We start from the raw sequence: 18722 nt of genomic DNA on the forward strand, positions 1-18722 counted from the left end.
ATCAGACACAAAGGTAAAAGGGCATCCGCTCCTGAGTCAATATGAATTCTCAGAAAACATCTTTTAATCCCTCGTTTCAAAAGGAGACGGGAATTTTGATTGATTTTCCTTCTGGCTGTTTTATAATTAAAAGGAACACAAACAATTTCCCTACGGGAAATATTTATAAATTGCTTTTCACACTCAGGAGGTATCATGAAATACATCTATACAAGTAACGCTCATCTATGGTCCTTCCCGCTGGAGCTGTATGTTCGCGATGTCAACTTCTTCTGTTTCAACTGGCATCCCGAATATGAACTGACAATTCTTCTCAAGGGAAAGGTCACGCTGTGTATGGACGGCAACATTCACAAGATACGCGAAAATGACGTGTATCTTGTCAACTCCAATCGAGGACACGCCGTAGTCTCTGAAGAAAAGGAATCCACCGCGCTTGTGTTCCACTTTTCACCAGAATATTTCACGCAGACGGAACCGTCACACACCAAGCTAGAGTTCGCCTGCATCTCGAACCAGACAAACCGCGACGAACAGCGTTTTGTTGCTCTTCGACAGTATGCAGCGCAGATGATGCTTGCTGCACTTTTTGATACGCCATCTTCTCGCTTCATTCTCCGTGGCGCTTTCAATATGTTGCTGGGCACGTTGCTTTCAGGATTCCCCGTCAAACAGAGTCCTATGATTGAATCTCCCCGTGACCGCAAGAATATGAAAACAATCCAAACCGTCACCGACTGGCTTGAAAAAAATTTCGACAAAAAGGTCACGCTTGGCGCCGCTGCCAAAGTGGCACGTTACAACCGCACGTATTTCTCGTCGTTTTTCCGGCGCAACGTCGGTATTTCGTTCTACGATTACCTCACGCGCATCCGCTTTCGCCACGCGATGTATCAGTTCAACAATACCAATCACAGTCTCACTGATATCGCTGCCGACTGCGGCTTTCCCGATCTCAAGACGTTCAGCTCCTATTACAAGAAGACGTTTCACGAACCACCCAGTGTACAGCACCGCGCTATCGACACGAGTTCATTCGCGCCTGTCCGTGAGAATGAACGTATCTACCTCGACACTAGCGCCTCGGACATCGAAGAAAAGCTGCGCGACTTTGCTCGCCTTAATCCACCCGTTCCGTCTTCACAGCTCAAGCCGGAAGTGACTCCCCCTGACAAATTTGACCGGATCGTGGCCTTGTGCGAGCAGCTCATGGCGGTCGCTAAGCAGTCATGCTGACTCTCATTAAGAGGCTTGTCTTTAAATAATAATAGCAAAAGTAGCACTACATTATTTAGCGCTCCTGACTGATGGAATATATTTACTCAGTTCGGCATGCGCCGGGATTCCATATGGAGCAGCTTATAACACGCTCTTACCTGTGTTTTTATTGTACTGGCCAACATAGATATAGGCGTACTCTCGCTGGCTGGACAGTTCGATTTCCTTGCGGAATCCAGAATATGTATGATGCTTCCTGAGAAAAGCTACTTGCCCTGCTGTTCAGGTCCTTTACTCCCGATACTGGGTTTTGTGCGGGTAGTCCCTGCGTGCCAGCGTCCTGTCGGTGATTGTCTCCTCGGTTCCGATGTGGAATGTGTCCACCAGACCTGTTGGAGACATAGCCTGTATCCAATACAAGGGAATCAATCTCGATCCCGAAGATATCCGTAATATCGTTTACGACCGTTATGACCATGTTGATATCAAGGACATTCCCGTTGATATCAAGGACATTCCCGGGGAGAATTCCATACCATACTGGAACTCCGCTCTTCTCATCCAACACGAAGATCAGGCGGGGCATGATCTCAGGTGAAGAAACACTGCGGCAGTAAAGTGCATTGACAGGATCATCATTGATATCATTTGGGAGCGACGTGGAGTTGACAGCGTAGTCCCTTCAAAAGTCCAAATCTTTTTTCTAGATATCCCCATGTTGCATATCACAGCCAACACGCTTATCAGAAGGATATCCTCAGGTCGATAGTGGATCCGTTTTCTGTGTGGAAGTCTTCGATCTCTGCCAGCCATTCCAGAAATGTTTGGTTCATTCTTTTGTCTCCTATCGGGGGGCTTGGCGTTGCTTTCATTCTACTGTAGGAGGCTTTCTTGAGATGGACTGCTTTTTTGGGGTCTGCTTTCTCCTTCCTTTTGTTGCTTCTCATGGCTTACAGGCGCTTTGCACGAGCGCTTTTTCGTAAGCGATCGTCTTGGTGGTCCCCTAGTAGGTGACATGATCGTCGGGAAATTTGCCTGGACTCCCTCGCAACGGCAGTGAGGTCGCAAATATGAACTGGCGGAAAACGATATTTTTAGTCAATTATAAATATTTAGTTTTTCATTTTATGCATTGGTTTCAGAAAAAAAGTGTATAATTTGAGCGTGTAGGATCCTTGGAAATAAAACCAAAAACAGATGCGGCAGAGGGACAAGTCAGGGAATCGTAACAAAAAGGGGGAGACTGAAATGGCAAAGCAGATCATGACGATTGACGGCAACGAAGCGGCAGCGCACGTGTCTTATGCCTTTACCGAAGTGGCGACGATTTATCCAATCACGCCTTCTTCACCGATGGCGGAACATGTGGACGAATGGTCAGCGCGCGGTCGGAAAAACTTGTTCGGTCAGCGTGTCCATTTGATGGAGATGCAGGCCGAGTTCGGCGCGGCGGCTGCCATGCATGGGGCGCTGGAATCGGGCGCGCTTGCCACGTCCTATACGGCGTCGCAGGGGTTGATGCTGATGATTCCGCCGATGTATCGCATTGCCGGTCAGTTGATGCCGGGCGTGCTGCATGTCAGCGCACGGACGGTCGGCACTCACGCATTTTCGATTTTCGGCGATCATTCCGACGTCATGGCCGTACGGCAGACGGGCTTTGCCATGCTGTCTTCGGGCAGCGTGCAGGAAGTGGCCGACCTGGCGGCTGTGCCGCATCTCGCGGCGATTGCCGGCAGCGTGCCTTCCGTGCATTTTTTCGACGGCTTCCGTACTTCTCATGAAATTCAGAAAATCGAGATGCTGTCATACGACGATTTTGGTGAGATGCTGGATAAAGAAGCGCTTCTGGCTTTCCGCAAGAGATCTCTTAACAGCGACCGGCCGGTGCAGCGCAGCACCGTCCAGAATCCCGACGTGCTTTTCCAGGCGCGGGAAGCCTGCAATCGTTACTACCTGCGCATGCCTTACATTGTGCAGTCTTACATGAATCGCATCAACGCCCTGACGGGCCGCAGTTACCACCTTTTCGACTATTATGGCGATCCTCGCGCGGAGCGGGTCGTTATCGCGATGGGGTCAGTTTCGGGATGCCTTCAGGAAGTTGTTGACGAGCTGCGCTCACATGGCCAGAAAGTGGGTTTCCTGCAAGTCCATCTTTATCGGCCCTTTTCTGCGGAGCATTTCCTTACCGCTCTGCCGGGAAGCGTGCGCTGCGTGACCGTGCTCGATCGTACCAAAGAGGCCGGCGCACCGGGCGAGCCTCTGTACGAAGACGTTTGCTCGACGCTCTCCAATGTTTCCACGGCGCCGATGATCATCGCCGGGCGCTACGGGCTGTCTTCCAAAGATGTCACTCCGGCGCAGATGATTGCCGTGTTTGACAATATGGATTCGGTCCAGCCCAAGAATCATTTCACGATCGGCATCAAGGACGACGTGACCTATCATTCGCTGGAACTCGGCCCCAATATCGTTACCGAGAGCGAAGGCACCGTGGCCTGCAAGTTTTGGGGACTTGGTTCCGATGGGACCGTGGGAGCCAACAAGAACTCCATCAAGATTATTGGCGACAACACCGACCAATACGTTCAAGCTTATTTTGAATACGACACGAAGAAATCCGGAAGCGTGACGAGATCGCATCTTCGCTTCGGACGGCTGCCGATCCGCTCCACTTATCTGGTCACACAGGCCGATTTCGTTGCCTGTCATGTGCAAGCCTACATCAGCAAGTACAATGTCTCGGGCGAACTGAAAGACGGCGCTACCTTCCTGCTCAACTGCGCCTGGAAACCGGAAGATCTGGAGCGGCATCTTCCCGCTTCCGTCAAACGGGATCTGGCTCGTAAGCATATCAACTTCTACATTATCGACGCCACCCGCATCGCCATGGAAATCGGCATGGGAAACCGCACAAATTCCGTGCTACAGTCGGCGTTTTTCAAGCTGTCAGGCATCCTGCCCTTCGAGGATGCCGTGAAGTACATGAAAGAGGCGATCAAGAATACTTACGGCGCGAAGGGCGACAAGGTTCTTCGCATGAACTACGAAGCTGTCGACCGTGGCGGCGCCAGCGTAATCCGCATTGAAGTGCCTGCGGAATGGGCAAACGCCGAAGATAAGGCAACGGAAGAACGTGTTGATCCTTTGCTTCCCGATTATATCCGCAGAGTGCTGATTCCTGTCAACAGTCTGAGGGGCGACGACATTCCCGTCAGCGTTTTTGTCGACGCGGCCGACGGCACGGTGCCGCTGGGAACCTCCAAGTATGAAAAACGCGGCACGGCGGTGATGGTGCCGGAGTGGAATCCGGAGCGCTGCATTCAATGCAACATGTGTTCTTTTGTTTGCCCGCATGCGGCCATCCGACCTTTCCTGCTGAACGAATCAGAGGCGATGAATGCGCCGGAAAACTTTGAAACGGTTAATGCTCGCGGTCTGAAAAACGCTCAAGGCCTGAAGTTCCGCATCCAGCTCAGCGCTCTTGATTGCGTCGGTTGCGGCAGCTGCGCCGAAGTCTGTCCGGCCAAGGAGAAAGCACTCGTGATGAAGTTGCTTGAGACCCAGCTGTCTCAGCAGAAAAACTGGGATTATGCGCTGACACTCTCGCCGAAAGTGAATCCGATGGACAAATTCACCGTCAAAGGCAGCCAGTTCGAGCAACCGTTGCTTGAATTTTCGGGGGCCTGTGCGGGGTGCGGCGAGACCCCCTACATGAAAGCCATGACGCAGCTTTTCGGCGACCGCATGTACATCGCCAATGCCACAGGCTGCACTCAGGCCTGGGGCGCGGCCTGTCCCTGTGTGCCGTATACGAAGAACAACCGCGGCCATGGGCCGGCGTTCTCCAATTCGCTGTTCGAAAATAACGCCGAATTCAGCCTTGGCATGTGCCTGGCCGTCCAGCAGCAGCGCGAGCACCTGCTGATGACTGTCGAAAAGCTGCTCGGCGGTAAGACCGGCGATCCCGAACTGATTCGGGCACTGCAGGAATGGAAAGATCATTACCGCGAGGGCGAAGGCAGCAGGGCGTACAGCGACGCGGTGGAGACGGCAGCCAAAATCGCGTACGCTCGCGGCGAGGACAGTCTGGAGTTGCGTGACCTGCTGAACAACACCGAGCACCTTGTCAAAAAGTCCATGTGGATGTACGGAGGCGACGGCTGGGCCTATGATATCGGCTTTGGCGGTCTCGACCATGTGCTCGCGAATGGCCCTGACGTAAACGTTCTGGTCGTGGATACGGAAGTCTATTCTAATACGGGAGGCCAGTCTTCAAAAGCCACCCCAGTGGCGGCTGTCGCGCAGTTTGCCAGCTCCGGCAAGAAGACCGGCAAAAAAGATCTGGGGCTGATGGCTATGAGTTATGGCAACGTCTACGTCGCTCAAGTCGCCATGGGAGCCGATCCCGCTCATTTCATCAAAGTTCTGAAAGAGGCGGAGTCATATGACGGACCATCGCTGATCATTGCCTATGCGCCCTGCATTAACCACGGCATCGTCAAGGGAATGAGCTATGCGATGCCCGAGAGCAAGTTGGCCGTGCAATCCGGCTATTGGCATCTGTACCGCTACGATCCGCGCCGTGCCGCGAAGGGGGAGAATCCTTTCGTCCTGGACTCCAAAAAGCCCACGATTCCGCTACGCGATTTCCTCATGGGCGAAGTTCGCTACGCGGCGCTTGGCCGAACGTTCCCCGAGGAAGCCGCTCGCCTTCTGGCAATGGCGGAAGTTCAGGCAGACGCGAAGTATCGACGTTATGCGGCGATGGCCGAGTCAGGAAAGATTTCCGTTACCGCCTGAGCTCGAGAGATTTTAATCCTGATTCTCGAGAGAAACGACAAATGAATGCCCCATCCTCCGCGGAAAGTCCAGTCGCTCAGGACTATCCCGACCGCTGTGCGGTCTGCGCAACTCGCTTTGTGGATTTCTCCCCGCGGAGGGGGGAGAACATTCATCAGCAATATCCACGGCAGGAGTCTCTGTCCCCGCAAGGAGACTCGGGCTCCTTTTTTGCGATCGCGCGTGATGCAAAGGAACGATGCTGCTTGGTACGTGCTGGCGCGATTGTCACACAGCCGTTTTGCTCCCTTTGCCAGGGACGTGGCAGCGGTTTGCTGAGCGATGGCGAAATCGTGCTCGGGTCCCATAATCGCAATTTCCTTGGCCGCATGGGCTCCGCCAAGTCATTGATCTTCCTCGGCTCACCGGCCACAGTCGCCGCTTCGGCGCTGCGCGGGAAGATTACCGATCCTCGGGAAGTGCTCGAGTAACCATGGAGCGTCCCCCGCAGGGCGGCGAAAATCAGCAGAAAATACGTTGTGATAGATCAATGGACCTTCCTGCCAAGCGGGGAAGGTCCGCTTTTTTATCGAGAGGGGTGGATGCCTTCGACCGTAATATTGGCTTTTCATCTGACTTTCAATCAAAAAGCATAATCGAGAATCGGGATCAATGAAAAACCTCATTGATCCTTTTGTCTTTCGCGTGGGTCATATCCTTCTCTATAAAGGGCGAAAAAATAAATTCTACTATTGAGAATTGTTAAAAAATAAATTGTCGACAACCTGCGAGATGCGATGATAACGGAAAGTTCACTCATTAAAATCTTAAAATAAATTATTATCGGTAAATTGCAGGGGCTGGAATTATTAAAATAATAAGGTAGAATGAAGATAGAAAAGATACGGAGGGCGTCAGTTTGGAGGATGAGAGTTTGCGTCATGTTTCGCAAAAACTGATCGACACGCAAGACAAAGGTCTGTAACGTATCTTCGCGTGCTTTATGTCGCGGATCTTACGATAGTTTTTATTATCTTTCATCGTTCCTTGTTGAAAATAATGACTGCGCCCATGGCTGAGCAAATAGCATGACATGCATTACAGAGGAAACTTTTCTTTGCAAAAACACAGGGGAGGATAAAAATGCCTGTTGACATGCGGCTTTTCAAGGATCTGATCCAGCGTTACGAGTGGCCTAAAGCGATAGCGGTCACGGGCGCTCTGGGGTCCGGAAAAACTGAATGGGTCCTCAATCTTGCTCTGGGCTTGAAGATGATTGAGGAAAAGGTGACGATTGCTGACGCTGACATCATCAATCCATATTTCTGCATCCGACAGGTCGTCAATGCGCTGGAAAACAAGGGGTTTACTGTTTTGACCGCACCGGGGCAGGCTAAATGGGCGGATATGCCGGTCGTCAGTGCGGAGGTTGACTGGGCCTTGTCGTCCCCCGGCAAGCTGATGATCGACATCGGCGGTGACGCTGAGGGCGCGCTGGCGCTGAAACAGTTTCAGAAGCGCATCATTCAGGCGGGGTACCTGCTTGTGCTTGTCGTGAACGCTTTTCGTCCTCAGACGTGCACCGTGGAGAAGATTGAATTGATGTGCCGCCGCATGGAGGAAATCTGCGGGCTGAAGGTCGGCGCCTTGATCAGCAATTCGCATTTGATGGGCGAAACGACGGTGGAAACCGTAACGGAAGGATATCAGCTTGTTCAAAATGCGGCGCGGCGCATGGGGTTGCCTCTGCTTTATGCGGGAACGTCGCCGGAGCTCTACGACGACACCGTGAAAGCGTTGGCCGGGGAAAGAGTTCCCGTCTGGCCCGTCTCCAGATATATGCTTCTTCCCTGGGAACCCGGCGCGATCTGGGCGACCGGCTTTCCTGCAAGGCATCATGCGGGCCGTATCTTTCGGGAAAAAGGAGAATCTCCCTTCCAGAATCTGGGGAGAGGAATTCCGCCGGAAAATTTCTGACTCTGTTTTTCAATGAAAAGGCGTCATGGGGCAAAAAACGTGCGTCACGACGCGAAGCGAGTCCTTTACTTTAGGACGCGCTCTGAAAAGGACAAAAAAACTTCTCCTTTTCAACGAAAAACAGTACGACGCGGTTCGCGGAAGATCTTTCAGGGCAGCAATGATTTTAAAGGGGGTTGTATAAATGGCAAAGGGGAGAATTACGGTAGCGGAGGAATACTGCAAGAGCTGCGGACTGTGCGTTGACGCATGTCCGAAGAAAGTGCTCCGCATTTCGGACCACTTGAACGTCAAGGGGTATCGTCCTGTGGAGCAGTACCGAGAAGGCTGCATCGGCTGCGCATTGTGCGCGATGACATGCCCTGACGCAGTCATTGAAGTTTTCCGCGAGAACGCATAACTGAAGGAGGTTTTATCATGGCAAAAGTTCTTATGAAGGGCGCCGAAGCCCTTGCCCAGGCCGCAATCAGCGGAGGATGCCGGTACTTCTTTGGTTATCCCATCACGCCTCAGAACGAGGTCCCCGAATATATGGCGGCGCACCTTCCCGAGGTGGGCGGCGTTTATGTTCAGGGAGAGAGCGAAGTCGCTTCGATCAACATGGTGCTTGGGGCAGCGTCCACGGGAGCGCAGATTATGACCTCGTCGTCCAGCCCCGGAATTTCGCTGATGTCCGAAGGCCTGAGCTACCTTGCCGCAAATGAATATCCCTGCGTCGTCATGAACGTGGTGCGCGGCGGTCCAGGTTTGGGCGGTATTCTGCCTTCGCAGTGCGACTACGGTCAGGCTACCCGCGGCGGCGGCAATGGCGATTATCATCTGTTTGTGCTGGCGCCGAGCAACCTCCAAGAGGCAGTCGATCTGATCCAGCGTTCCTGGGATTATGCGTTTAAATATATGAATCCTGTCATGATCCTGGCAGATGGTTTCATGGGGCAGATGATGGAACCGGTAGAGATCAAGGAGCGCGCCGCAGAACGCGGCGACTGGAAGAAATGGGCTGTTGGCTGTTTCAAAGAGCGCGGAAATAAGCGCACCTTGTTCCACAGCCTGTATCTCGCGGCGGGCCCACTGGAAGAGCACAATAAAGAACTGCAGAAAAAATACGAGTTGATGAAGCAGGATGCGATGGCCGAGGATTACATGGTCGATGATGCCGAGGTAATCATCACGGCTTTCGGAACCACGGCGCGCATCGTCAAAACGGCGATCATGCACCTCCGTGCCGAAGGCAAAAAAGTGGGACTGATCCGTCCGATCACGGTCTATCCCTTCCCGGCGGACCACTTCAAAAATTTGCCTGCCACGGTGAGGCACATTCTCGACGTGGAAATGAACTGCGGACAGATGATCGATGACGTAAAACTTGCCACGGAATGCCGCTATCCGGTGACGTTTTACGGCCGGTGCGGCGGCTTCGCTCCTTCCGTTGAAGAAGTGGAAGACGCGTGCAGAAAGCTTTTTGCCTAGGGGGGAAAACGGAATGTCTGAAGTCAAAGTCTACTCGAGACCTGAAACATGGATGAAGGGCGTTCATACTCACTATTGCCCCGGCTGTGGGCACGGCATTGCTCACCGTATGATCTGCGAAGCCATTGACGAGCTTGGCATCCAGGGGGATGCGATCAGCATGTCGCCAGTCGGCTGCGCCGCGATGATGTACGATTATATAAACATCGACTTCATCGAAGCGGCTCATGGGCGGGCGCCGGCGACGGCGACCGGCATCAAAAGAGTTCTGCCCGATAAAGTTGTTTTCACCTACCAGGGCGACGGAGATCTTGCCTCCATCGGTATGGCAGAAATCATTCACGCCGCGAATCGCGGCGAGAAAATTTGCGTCTTTTTTATCAACAACGCCATTTACGGTATGACGGGAGGTCAGATGGCCCCCACGACTTTAATCGGGCAGAAGGCCACCACGTGTCCCCAAGGGCGTGACGCCGAACTGACCGGATATCCCATCCGCATGTGCGAATTGTTGACGTCCCTGCAGACGCCTGCGTATATCGAGCGCGTTTCTCTGGCGAAACCCTACATCGCCAAAGCCAAGAAAGCGATTAAAAAAGCCTTCCAGAATCAGATCGACAGGAAGGGCTTCAGCTTCGTGGAAATTCTCTCGACGTGTCCTACGAACTGGGGGCTCTCGCCTCTTGACGCCTTCGACTGGCAGATGAAGAACATGATCCCCTATTACCCCCTTGGCGTGTTCAAGGACTTTGAATAGGAGGAAGGAAAATGGCTGGATTCTACAAAGAATTGATCGCGGCCGGTTTTGGCGGGCAGGGAGTCATGATGCTGGGGCAGCTTATCGCCTATGCCGGTATGGACGAGGGACGCAACGTATCCTGGATTCCTTCTTATGGTCCCGAGATGCGCGGCGGCACCGCCAACTGCAGCACAGTTGTCAGCGAAGAACCCGTGGGTTCGCCGATCATCAACAAGTGCGATATCTGCGTGGTGTTCAATCAGCCGTCGCTGGCCAAATTCGAGAGCTCGCCTCGAGCGGGAGGCGTTCTGGTTTATAACAGCGATCTCGTCAAATATGAAAATCCCCGTAAAGACATCACGGTGATTCCCGTCCCCGCCGAGAAGCTTGCGGCCGAGTGCGGCAGCCCCAAGACGGCGAATATCGTTCTGCTGGGCGCGGCCGTTGCCGCTTCGGGAATCATCAGCCGCGAGTCTGCGCAGCATGTCGTGGAAGAAAAGCTCGGCAAGAAAAAACCACAGTTTTTGCCGATGAATCTCAAGGCTCTGCAGTGCGGTTTCGAACAAGCGGACAAAGCCTGACAAAACGATGAAAACGGCCACCGCAGTTCCGTATTGAGAAGTGAAAAAGCGCCTCCAGCCTGTAAAATTCGCTGGAGGCGCTTTTTGTCCATCGTCAGGAGCCATTCGATCGACGAGTCGGCGCTGCCTCAAGTTCAAAAAAACGTCTTGAAACGGCACGTTCGAATGAGGTATCATTTCATGGTCCTGCCGGTCTCTGCAACGTTGTACGGGCACTGCGCTTCTGCGGGGGAAAGACTATGTGCGGCGGCGAAAAAGGCCGCCCGGTTCCCTGCCGAAGGCCGGCGTAAGGATAACGGAAAAGCACCGACCGAAATGAAAATTCCGGCGGAAAGTCGCCGGATGAGTTGATCGTTCAGGAGAGCGTTGGATGACGATGAGAAAAATTCTACTGCTGCGCCACGGCCAGACTGACTGGAACGCGCAGATGCGCTTTCAGGGGCGCATGGACATTCCCTTGAATGAGCTGGGCATGCAACAGGCGGCAATGGCTGCGGAGCGGATCGCCGAATGGGCTCCCGAGGAAATTTATGTCAGCCCTTTGAAGAGAGCCGTGACGACGGCTGCGATTGCCGCAGGCTGTAGGCGGAGCGACCTTCATGTCATGGAGGATCTGCGCGAAATCGGCTTTGGCGATTGGGAAGGACAAAGCATCTCGTCGCTGCGAAAGAGCGGCGAAGATTATTCGCATTGGGCGGCGCATCCTTTCTCCGTGAAAATCCCGAATGCGGAATCGCCTGACGAGATCAGGAGTCGTGTCCGAAGAGTTCTTGCCGCCTTGCGGAAAGCGCGGGGGCAGCGTATTTTGGTCGTTTCTCACGGCGGAACTTTGCGGGCTTTTTTGGCCGAAGCCTTGAACCTCTCGCTGGAAGCGGTCTGGAAAAACTTTCGTATGAATAATTGCGCTTTGACCGGACTTGAGGACACAGGGGAGAAATTTGTCCTCTGCTTTTACAATGACACGCTCCACAGCTCTGTTTCATCGCAAGGGATTTCGCGGAAATCGTTGCCGGTTCCGTTTTAATGTTTCTTCAATGAAAAAGCTTCCCTGGCGCCGAAAAAGGCCGTCTGCTCTTCTTAACTGAAACCGGCGTCAGCGAGCAAAAAGCCCCAAGAACTGGTAGAATAGATAAAAATCCAATTGTGGGAGGACGAAATGGCCGAAGCAAGTGAACTTCAATGGGAAAAAGAAAAAAAACTCTGGCTTGCGATGTCCTCCGGAGATGAGGAGGCGCGAGAGCAGCTCATCCTTGCCTATCGTCCGCTGGTTTATTGGGTCGCCAAAAAATTCAGGGTCAACGGGCAGCGCTTTTCCGACCTCGTGCAGGAGGGAACCCTGGCGTTAATACGCGCCGTCGATAAATTCGACGTGAGCTTGGGGCACCGTTTTACAACTTATGCGTGCTACCGAATCAGAGGGCAAATGCTCAATTTTCTTCAAAGAGTGGAGGCGAAAGCCCCGATTCCTGTCGACGTCGAGTGCGAAGACGGCGATGAAACGGCGGAATTTCGAGAAGTCGAGGAGATTATCATGCTGCGGGAGGGCCTTCTTCAGCTTCCCGAACGCGAGGCGCACATTTTGCGCGAGCTGGTGATCGAATGCAGAAACGCCCGTGAACTGGCGGAAGAGATGAGCCTTGACGTCAGCCACGTTTATCGTTTGAAGAAAAAAGCGCTGACACAATTGAAAGAATGGTTTTCTCAAGAATATGCAACTTCTGGAGCGGCGGCAGGGATAATAAGATAATTCCATTGTCTCACAAGGAGGAAAAATGCTCGATAAGCAATACAGCCGAGTGATTCGCTGGATCCGGCGCGCTCAGACCATGAGTGCCGACGGAAATTTTTCCGATGCCATACTCGATGTTGAATGCGCTCGTGCTGAGCTGGATGACGCCCGGCAGGAGCTTTTGTTATGCCATCAGAGCGGAAACGCGCGCCGCTCTGTCCGCACCTCTGCGATGATTGTGCCGGCAGCCCTTGCGGCCGTATTGTTCCTGGCACGCCCTCTGCACGTGCCCGAGTCCGAAACGCCGATTGTTTTGTCGCAAATGCTGTGGGCGGAGGAAAAAAGGCAGGGGGAAGATTTTTCAGTGCCGCGGTTGCTGCGAACGGAGATGGACCGTTATAATGAGTGGCTGACGACAGAGGGAAAAAAGACTGCGGAGCCTCTGCGAGACGGCGTGCCGTCAGCGCAAAACAGCAAATCTCTCCAGACTGCGGAGAAGGGATTCTCGATAAATGCCGAGGTGTCCGTCGCCGAAGCAAGGACGGCTGCCCGTCCCCGGCCGGCCGCGTCAAAGCTTTCCGACGCCGATATGTACCGCCTGATGGAAGTTGGTCGAAAAGCGCTGCACAAAAACGCTAACTCAGTCGTACTCGAATTCAATTAAACTTGAGGTTCATGGAGGGAATACAGTTGGTTCGTTCTTTGAAAAAATTATTCGCAAGTTGCTTCATTCTGCTTGTCGTCGGCAGCGCTGCCTGTGCCCAAACGGTTTCTGCCTTGAGGGTCGAAGGAAATAACGAAATTGTCGCTTCTCATATCTTGCGGGCAGTGAAGACAAAGGTCGGCGATGAACTGAATCAGCAGCAGGTCATGGACGATATTCAGGCAATTTACGACCAGGGTTTTTTCTCCTACGTCGACGCGAAAGTTGCCACGGACGCGAACGGGGAGCTTGTTCTTACCTTTGTAGTCACCGAGAATCCCACGATCAAGGAAATTCGTTTTCGAGGCAACACGATCTACAAAGAAGACAAGTTGAAGAAGATGCTTTTCACGCAGCCCGGCATGATCTTCAACCGCGTTTTTTTCAGAAACGACATTCAGCGGCTCAGAGAACGCTTTCAGGCCGACGGCTACGTCATGACCCGCGTGCAGGACGTGCAGGTGGAAGACGGCGTGGTCACCGTGCTGTTCGTCGAGCCGCGCATCAACGACATCGTCATTCAGGGCAACCGGCGCACCAAAACCTATGTTATCCGCCGCAATATCCCCTTGAAAAACGGAGATCTCTTCAATTCGACGCTCCTGCGCCATTCCATCACAAAACTGCGCAACCTCGGCTTTTTCGAGGACGTCAACGTCGGTTTTGAACCGGTCGAAGACAGCGACAACGTCGACGTGATTGTCACCGTCAAGGAGAAGCGAAGCGCCAGCCTGATCTTCTCGGTCAGCTACGGATCGAGCAGCGGGCTGGGCGGCGGCGCTTCCTACCGCGAGAGCAACCTCGGCGGCCGGGCCAGGATTTTCGAAATCGGCTTCGATCAGGGCGACTACAAAAATTACTGGCTGTCGCTGTCCGATCCCTACATGGACAAGAAAACGTTCTCCTGGAAGATCGGCGCCTACAAGCGCGAAGATGACGATCTGACGTACCGTTACAACGGCAAAATCGGCGGCGTTCGTCAGCGCTTCAACGCTTTCGAGTACGAGGAGGATCGAACGGGATTCTATGCCGGTATCGGTCGTAAATTCGGCGGCAGCGAGATGTTCAGTTGGTACCTGACGGCCGACTGGCATAAAAGCAAGATCAATTATAGCGGAGCTGCGGGCGGCTTAAGCGACGCCAACAGTCGTTATTGGTTCGGTCGCATTGTTGACGAGGACTCGCTCAACAGCAAGGTGTTTTCAACGACTCTTGAGCTGACGCGCAACAACGTCGACAAATATCTGAGTTATCCCAAAGGAGACCGCGAGACGATCGGCGTCGAGCACGCCTGGGAAGCTCTCGGCGGCGAATGGGATTACACCAAGTACTGGGCCGAAGCCGTCGCCTACGTGCCCATCAAGGGGCTGGAAGATTACATCGACCTCGGACAGACCGAGGACCGGCCGATCATCCTCGCCCTGCGCGTGCGCGCCGGTTTCTCGGATGGCACGATCCCGCTTTCCGAGCGCTACTCGCTGGGCGGCGCCAACAGTTTGCGCGGCTATGAAAGCGGCGACTTCAAGGGACACGAGATGTTCCTCGGCAACGTCGAGCTGCGCATCCCCATCGACGAAAATTTCTCGATCGTCGCCTTCTACGACATCGGAAACGCATGGAGCAAAACGGAAGGCGAAGGCTTCAGCTTTGACGATCTGGAAGATTCTCCCGGCGTCGGCGTCAGAGTGAAGACGCCGCTCGGCAATATCCGCGTCGACGTCGCCAAGGGCGATGAAACGCAGTTCCACTTTGGCTTTGGGGAGATGTTCTAAAGCTTGAGCTTGGAATAACATGAAAATGAGCTGCTGCAGGAGGAGGGAGGCCGAAAGGAATGTTCCGGAGGAGACCCATTCCCGCGATCGTTTCTGAATGTTTTCGGTGCGTTCTTCTGGCAGCGGCTCTTTTTCTCGGCGTTATTCCCGCGCAAGGCCGGGCGATGCCCGCGCTGCCGCTGCGCTGCAATGCCCCGGCGTGGCTCAAAAGTTCGATCCAGGGGAGCATGAGCGCCGTCTGGCGCGAACTGCAAGGTAGCCGGCTCTCGCGTCAGGCGGCGGTGGAAGCGTTGGCCCTCGTGGGGAGCCGCCTTTTCCCGGGGTTTAAGGTTTCGCTCGTCAATCAGAAATTCGTCTCGATGGAGCCGCCGCACAGATGGAACTGGCGTCTTTCCCTGCAAATGCCGGAAGGGAGCGCTCGTCTGCCGGAGCCCTGTTCCACATGGATAAAGAACGACATCGAACGCGCTTTGCCTTCGCTTCGGGAAATCGTGGAGAATGTGCCGCCGGAAGCCCTGCGCTGGAGCGCGGAGAGCTTTCAGAGCCAGATCGATAAAATCATCGACGAATATATTCCGGGATGGCGCTGCTCGGTGCGCGTTCACGCCGAGGATCTGAATGTGCTGCTCGATCTGAAGCTTTACCTTCAGCCGCCGTTGTTGCTCGCTTTTTCTCCGGAAACGCTGTCGGCTTCGCTTCCGCAGTTGCTGACGGACCGGATGAGCGACAAGACGCTTGAGTATCTTTCGCCGCTGACGGGGCTGCCGCTCAGCTGGATCAGCTTCCACCTTGCGGAGATGGAGCGGTGGCTGGAGGAGAAGCAGCTGCAGAACAAATGGCTGAAAATGCTGCGGGCCTCGTCGGTGAACGACATTGCCGTCAAACCCATCACGAAGGTAACGACTCGCATCGAAAGCACGACCTATTCGTTTCGAGGCTGGTTTTCCGTGCATGCCGGAGGCCCCGCAAGGCTGGAAGCCGGGCTTCATTTGGGCAGGTATTTCCCGTTAGGGCCGAAAATCCCGGCGGAAGCTTACGCCGAGATCGTCATGGGACTTGAGCATTGGCATGTTGACGGCAGAGCGGGGCTGCGCTTCTCGCCGTTGGAATTCATGTGGCTGGGGCTGGAAGGCAGCACGGAAGATTCGTCTCCGCTCTGGTATCGCGTGTGGCTCGGACGGAACCGCCCCGGTCTCTATGGCTGGCTGAGATACAGCGACGATGACGATTTGGAAGCGGCCGTCGGCTACCGTCTGAATCGTTATGTCGCGTTCGAACTGTATTACGATAACCGGCAGGACGATCGCATCAGCCTTCGCGCTTTTAGCAACCTTTAAGGGATAATTTTTTAAGGAGAGATCTGCTATGGAAAATTCGTACAGTCTGCGCGAGTTGTCTGAGCGGATTGGCGCAGCTGTTTGCGGAAATGGCGGACGGATCGTCGCGGGCCTTTCCGAACTGAACGACTGCGCCCCTGAACGCTTGAGTTTTATAGAATCGCTGAAGCTCGCCTGCAACCTTCCGGAAAACATTGCCGTCGTCGCGGATGAAAAGAATTTTCCCAACGGGCGCGACGGCTTGAAGGTAAAGTCGTTCCGCGCGGCAATGGCGGCGCTTTTGGCGATTTTCGAACCGCGCTATCCGCTGCCTGCGGGGATCGCCCGTACGGCGTTTGTCGATCCGTCGGCCGTGGTCGCTCCGTCGGCCTACGTCGGGCCGAACTGCACCGTTTGCGCCGGCGCGCGCATCGGCAACGGCGTCAGACTTATCGCCAACGTATACGTCGGCCCGGATGCGGAAGTCGGCGACGACAGCGTGCTCGAGCCGATGGCCGTTCTCCAGCGCCGCACAAAAGTCGGCGCGAGGTGCCTTATCCATAGCTGCGCGGTTTTGGGGGCCGACGGCTTCGGCATTATCCCCGGCGGTCCTGACGGCGAGAACGTAAAAGTTCCGCAGATCGGGCGGGTCATCGTCGGCGACGACGTGGAGATCGGCGCCGGAACTTGCGTCGATCGGGCGACGATTGCCGATACCGTTGTGCAGAACGGCACAAAAGTGGACAATCAAGTGCAGATCGGCCATAACTGCCGTGTCGGGAAAAACTGCATCATCGCCAGCCAATCGGGCGTGGCCGGCAGCACGACCATCGAGGACGGCGTCGTCATGGGAGCGCGCAGCGGTTTGAACGGCCATATTAAAGTCGCTCGCGGCACCCAGATCGCCGGAATGGGGATCGTCATGAAGAACACCAAGCCGGGGCAGGTCCTCTCGGGACATCCCGCGACCGATCACAGGGAAGACTTTCGTTTCAAGGCTTCGCTGCGCCGAGTTCCCGATCTGCTGAAACGTTTGAAAAAATTGGAAGAGGCCGTTGCCCATGAGCCGCTACACGCTGAAAAAAGAGATTGACTTCGGCGGCGTCGGGCTTCATTCGGGCAAGCCGGTCTCCATGAAGCTGCTGCCGGCCGACAGCGGCGAGGGGTATATGTTTCTTTTCGGCGGCAAGCGTTTCCCGATCCAGTCCGCAAAGTACTCCGGCGACGGGCGCGGCACCGTTCTTGCGTTCGATTCCCATCGGGTGATGACCGTGGAACATCTGCTCGGCGCGCTGCGCGGACTCGGCGTTGACGATGTCGTTCTCTGTCCTGAGGGGATCGAAACGCCGCTGCTCGACGGCAGTGCCGCTCCGTTCTGCGAAGAAATTCTGAAAGCGGGGCTTGAAGAGCTTCCCGGAGAGCCGTCGTACCTGCGCGTCTCTTCCCCGGTGTACGTGACTTCCGAGGATGAGAAAAAGATATGCGCCGTCCTGCCGTCCGATCGGCTCAGCTTCACCTATGTGATCGAATACGGCGACAACGCCATCGGCACTCAGGCTGCGACCGTCGTGCCGACAAAAGACAACTTTGTTGCCGAGCTCGGGCAGTGTCGGACGTTTTGTCTGTACGAAGAAGTGGCGTACATGCGTTCTCTGGGCCTGGGGCTGGGGGGGACGGTGGAGACGGCCCTGATCGTTGATGGTCAAAGAGTTCTGACGCCCGGCGGTTTGAGGCGCCCGGATGAATTTGTCAGGCATAAAATATTGGATATGATGGGCGATCTGACGCTGATAGGCAAGCCGGTTATCGGCCATTTTGTCGGGATACGGGCCGGGCATGCCATGCATCAGAAGCTGGTCGATCGTATCGCGCGCGAGTGTGTCTCGGCTTGAAAATCCGCATCATGAAGTTTTGCCTGTTCACGGCGACGCGTCGGGGAATCATGTGCGCAGCATGGTACAGGTGAGTGACTGTAAGGAGATGGCGTTATGCTGGATATTAAAGAAATCATGTCGTGTGTGCCTCATCGGTACCCCTTTCTTCTCGTCGATCGCATTCAGGAGCTTGTGCCCGGAAAGAGCGTTGTGGCCATTAAAAATGTCACGATCAACGAGCCCTTTTTTCAGGGGCATTTTCCCGGCGAACCCGTGATGCCCGGCGTTTTGATCCTTGAAGCGATGGCTCAGGCCGGGGCCATGATGGTGCTCAACATTCCCGAGCTGCGCGGCACGATCGCTTTCCTGACCACGGTCAACAGAGCGAAGTTCCGGCGTCCGGTCGTGCCGGGGGATCAGCTTGTGATCTATACCGAGATGGGCCGTATCTTCGGTAAAATGGGCAAGGTCAAAGCCCACGCGGAAGTCGAAGGGAAAACGGTCGCCGAGGCCGAATTGGGGTTTATGCTGACCAAGAAACCTGAAGGGGAAAAATAA

At 54.4% G+C, this 18722-nt stretch carries 16 protein-coding genes; all 16 read left to right on the forward strand.

All coding sequences use genetic code 11. The features are described from left to right. Positions 1–195 precede the first annotated feature (195 nt). Positions 196–1236 carry an AraC family transcriptional regulator gene (locus FYJ74_RS00835; protein WP_154527730.1) on the forward strand — a complete coding sequence of 347 codons (1041 nt, stop codon included), beginning with the start codon at positions 196–198 and terminating at the stop codon, positions 1234–1236. Between the two features lie 1230 nt (positions 1237–2466). After that, positions 2467–6024: a pyruvate:ferredoxin (flavodoxin) oxidoreductase gene (nifJ, locus tag FYJ74_RS00840; RefSeq protein ID WP_154527731.1), complete on the forward strand. Its 3558-nt coding sequence runs from the start codon at positions 2467–2469 to the stop codon at positions 6022–6024. Between the two features lie 245 nt (positions 6025–6269). Further along, entirely contained in the window at positions 6270–6494 is a 225-nt protein-coding gene (locus tag FYJ74_RS11695; protein WP_229769271.1) for an aconitase family protein, read from the forward strand. Between the two features lie 652 nt (positions 6495–7146). Next, positions 7147–7980, forward strand: coding sequence for a P-loop NTPase family protein (locus tag FYJ74_RS00850; protein ID WP_154527733.1), 834 nt, complete (start codon positions 7147–7149; stop codon positions 7978–7980). A gap of 184 nt (positions 7981–8164) precedes the next feature. Next, positions 8165–8380, forward strand: coding sequence for a 4Fe-4S dicluster domain-containing protein (locus tag FYJ74_RS00855; RefSeq protein ID WP_154527734.1), 216 nt, complete (start codon positions 8165–8167; stop codon positions 8378–8380). A 17-nt stretch (positions 8381–8397) separates the two neighbouring features. Beyond that, entirely contained in the window at positions 8398–9450 is a 1053-nt protein-coding gene (gene vorB, locus FYJ74_RS00860; RefSeq protein ID WP_154527735.1) for a 3-methyl-2-oxobutanoate dehydrogenase subunit VorB, read from the forward strand. Positions 9451–9463: 13 nt separating this feature from the next. Beyond that, positions 9464–10207, forward strand: a complete 744-nt coding sequence (locus FYJ74_RS00865; RefSeq protein ID WP_154527736.1) for a thiamine pyrophosphate-dependent enzyme — start codon at positions 9464–9466, stop codon at positions 10205–10207. 11 nt (positions 10208–10218) lie between these two features. After that, entirely contained in the window at positions 10219–10770 is a 552-nt protein-coding gene (locus FYJ74_RS00870; protein ID WP_154527737.1) for a 2-oxoacid:acceptor oxidoreductase family protein, read from the forward strand. Between the two features lie 376 nt (positions 10771–11146). Next, positions 11147–11794, forward strand: a complete 648-nt coding sequence (locus FYJ74_RS00875) for a histidine phosphatase family protein (protein WP_040550392.1) — start codon at positions 11147–11149, stop codon at positions 11792–11794. A gap of 132 nt (positions 11795–11926) precedes the next feature. Next, positions 11927–12517, forward strand: a complete 591-nt coding sequence (locus FYJ74_RS00880; protein WP_154527738.1) for a sigma-70 family RNA polymerase sigma factor — start codon at positions 11927–11929, stop codon at positions 12515–12517. A 25-nt stretch (positions 12518–12542) separates the two neighbouring features. Beyond that, positions 12543–13163: a hypothetical protein gene (locus FYJ74_RS00885; RefSeq protein WP_154527739.1), complete on the forward strand. Its 621-nt coding sequence runs from the start codon at positions 12543–12545 to the stop codon at positions 13161–13163. A 26-nt stretch (positions 13164–13189) separates the two neighbouring features. Continuing rightward, positions 13190–14974 carry a BamA/OMP85 family outer membrane protein gene (locus FYJ74_RS00890; RefSeq protein ID WP_154527740.1) on the forward strand — a complete coding sequence of 595 codons (1785 nt, stop codon included), beginning with the start codon at positions 13190–13192 and terminating at the stop codon, positions 14972–14974. Between the two features lie 59 nt (positions 14975–15033). Beyond that, entirely contained in the window at positions 15034–16311 is a 1278-nt protein-coding gene (locus FYJ74_RS00895; RefSeq protein ID WP_154527741.1) for a hypothetical protein, read from the forward strand. Between the two features lie 28 nt (positions 16312–16339). Further along, positions 16340–17383 carry a UDP-3-O-(3-hydroxymyristoyl)glucosamine N-acyltransferase gene (gene lpxD, locus FYJ74_RS00900; RefSeq protein WP_154527742.1) on the forward strand — a complete coding sequence of 348 codons (1044 nt, stop codon included), beginning with the start codon at positions 16340–16342 and terminating at the stop codon, positions 17381–17383. Continuing rightward, positions 17352–18182 carry a UDP-3-O-acyl-N-acetylglucosamine deacetylase gene (lpxC, locus tag FYJ74_RS00905; protein ID WP_154527743.1) on the forward strand — a complete coding sequence of 277 codons (831 nt, stop codon included), beginning with the start codon at positions 17352–17354 and terminating at the stop codon, positions 18180–18182. The genes lpxD and lpxC overlap by 32 nt, the downstream gene beginning before the upstream one ends. Positions 18183–18278: 96 nt before the next feature. Further along, the gene (gene fabZ, locus FYJ74_RS00910) at positions 18279–18722 is read left to right on the forward strand and encodes a 3-hydroxyacyl-ACP dehydratase FabZ (protein WP_154527744.1); all 444 of its coding nucleotides are present in this window, start codon (positions 18279–18281) and stop codon (positions 18720–18722) included.

This window comes from Pyramidobacter porci (assembly GCF_009695745.1).
Taxonomy (GTDB): Bacteria; Synergistota; Synergistia; order Synergistales; family Dethiosulfovibrionaceae; genus Pyramidobacter; species Pyramidobacter porci.

What these genes read in the sequence shown, in the direction of transcription:
- FYJ74_RS00835 (WP_154527730.1), top strand. Translation starts at nt 196, where the DNA reads ATGAAATACATCTATACAAGTAACGCTCATCTATGGTCCTTCCCGCTG.
- nifJ (WP_154527731.1), top strand. Translation starts at nt 2,467, where the DNA reads ATGGCAAAGCAGATCATGACGATTGACGGCAACGAAGCGGCAGCGCAC.
- FYJ74_RS00850 (WP_154527733.1), top strand. Translation starts at nt 7,147, where the DNA reads ATGCCTGTTGACATGCGGCTTTTCAAGGATCTGATCCAGCGTTACGAG.
- FYJ74_RS00855 (WP_154527734.1), top strand. Translation starts at nt 8,165, where the DNA reads ATGGCAAAGGGGAGAATTACGGTAGCGGAGGAATACTGCAAGAGCTGC.
- vorB (WP_154527735.1), top strand. Translation starts at nt 8,398, where the DNA reads ATGGCAAAAGTTCTTATGAAGGGCGCCGAAGCCCTTGCCCAGGCCGCA.
- FYJ74_RS00865 (WP_154527736.1), top strand. Translation starts at nt 9,464, where the DNA reads ATGTCTGAAGTCAAAGTCTACTCGAGACCTGAAACATGGATGAAGGGC.
- FYJ74_RS00870 (WP_154527737.1), top strand. Translation starts at nt 10,219, where the DNA reads ATGGCTGGATTCTACAAAGAATTGATCGCGGCCGGTTTTGGCGGGCAG.
- FYJ74_RS00875 (WP_040550392.1), top strand. Translation starts at nt 11,147, where the DNA reads ATGAGAAAAATTCTACTGCTGCGCCACGGCCAGACTGACTGGAACGCG.
- FYJ74_RS00880 (WP_154527738.1), top strand. Translation starts at nt 11,927, where the DNA reads ATGGCCGAAGCAAGTGAACTTCAATGGGAAAAAGAAAAAAAACTCTGG.
- FYJ74_RS00885 (WP_154527739.1), top strand. Translation starts at nt 12,543, where the DNA reads ATGCTCGATAAGCAATACAGCCGAGTGATTCGCTGGATCCGGCGCGCT.
- FYJ74_RS00895 (WP_154527741.1), top strand. Translation starts at nt 15,034, where the DNA reads ATGTTCCGGAGGAGACCCATTCCCGCGATCGTTTCTGAATGTTTTCGG.
- lpxD (WP_154527742.1), top strand. Translation starts at nt 16,340, where the DNA reads ATGGAAAATTCGTACAGTCTGCGCGAGTTGTCTGAGCGGATTGGCGCA.
- lpxC (WP_154527743.1), top strand. Translation starts at nt 17,352, where the DNA reads ATGAGCCGCTACACGCTGAAAAAAGAGATTGACTTCGGCGGCGTCGGG.
- fabZ (WP_154527744.1), top strand. Translation starts at nt 18,279, where the DNA reads ATGCTGGATATTAAAGAAATCATGTCGTGTGTGCCTCATCGGTACCCC.